Below are 1325 nucleotides of genomic sequence, written 5' to 3'. Positions count from 1 at the left end.
TAGTCCTGGAGGGCCAGTAAACCCGCAGGTCACAGCATCATGACGGTCTCTCGCAACGCCCGTCCTACACGCAACGAAGCTCCGACGATCAAGGGGACCTCCAAGTCGCCCGAACTGCCGGAGCTTCGATGTGCCGCCAGTCTGCCACGCCTTGCCTGACCAAGTTGCCCACCTTGGAGCAGCGTTCGCTGTCCCATCTGGCCGCACGGCTGACGGCCCTTCCCGACCCCCGCGACCGCCGGGGCAGACGCCGCCGCCTGGTCAGCGTCCTGCTCACCGCCTGCGCGGCTGTCCTGGCAGGCTCGAAGTCCTACGCCGCGATCGGGCAGGGGGCCCGGTCCGCTCCGCAGCACACTCTCGCCCGCCTCGGCACCCGCAGCACGACCAGCTTCAACCTGTGCATCCCGCCGTCCACCGCCACCCTCCGCCGGGTGATCATCACGGTATGCCCTGGTGGACTGGCCGACCTGCTCGGCGCCACCCCGACCGGCACCACCACAGTGGCCGTCGACGGCAAGACCGCCCGCGGCTCGCGCACCAAGACCGCCGGCGCCGCCCACCTGCTCTGCGCGCTGATCGGCGACGGCCAGGTGATCTCCCAACTGCCCGTGCCGGACAAAACCACCGAGGTCACCGCCTTCGCTGCCCTGCTGTCCCCCTTCGACCTGACCGGCACCGTTGTCACCGCCGATGCCCTGCACACCACCCGCGAACAGGCCCGCCACATCGTCATCGACAAGCAGGCGCACTACTTCCTGGTGGTCAAGGCCAACCAGCCCACCCTCCACGCAGTGCTGAGGAAGCTGCCGTGGAGCAGGTGCCGCGAGGTGGCCTACCACCGCGCCCGCGCCCGCGGCCACGGACACCGCGAGACCCGCTCAGCCCGTGCGCTGACCATCACCGACCTCGACCTCGGCTTCCCCTTCGCGATGCAGGCGGTGAAGATTCTGCGGCACCGCACCGTACGCAAGACCAGCAGGACCACCCGGCAGACTGTCTACGCGATCACCGACCTCGAATCTCGCCAGGCCCGTCCGGCGGCACTGGGCAAGATCGCCCGATCCCAGTGGGGCATCGAGGCCGTCCATCACATCCGGGACGTGACATTCAGCGAGGACGCCTCGAAAGCTCGCACCGGACACGGGCCGGCGAACATGGCCACCTTCCGCAACCTGGCGATCAACACTCTACGGACGGCGGGTTACACACGCATCGCCGCCGGGCTCCGGGACGTCTCTTACGAGCCGATCACACGCCCACTCGACCTGCTGAAACTCCCGTGACCTGCGAAGACACCCTCACTACCGGACTATGAATCAGCCCTG

The 1325-nt window shown here is 68.4% G+C and carries 1 protein-coding gene; it reads left to right on the top strand.

Annotated features, from left to right (window positions below):
- Positions 1–173 precede the first annotated feature (173 nt).
- Positions 174–1283, top strand: coding sequence for an ISAs1 family transposase (locus ACFVFQ_RS38765; protein ID WP_383425426.1), 1110 nt, complete (start codon positions 174–176; stop codon positions 1281–1283).
- Positions 1284–1325: the final 42 nt, after the last annotated feature.

It is taken from the genome of Streptomyces sp. NPDC057743 (assembly GCF_042798755.1).
Taxonomy (GTDB): domain Bacteria; phylum Actinomycetota; class Actinomycetes; order Streptomycetales; family Streptomycetaceae; genus Streptomyces.
Note: the sequence above shows the minus strand (reverse complement) of the source record. Positions and strands in the feature narration are given on the sequence as shown.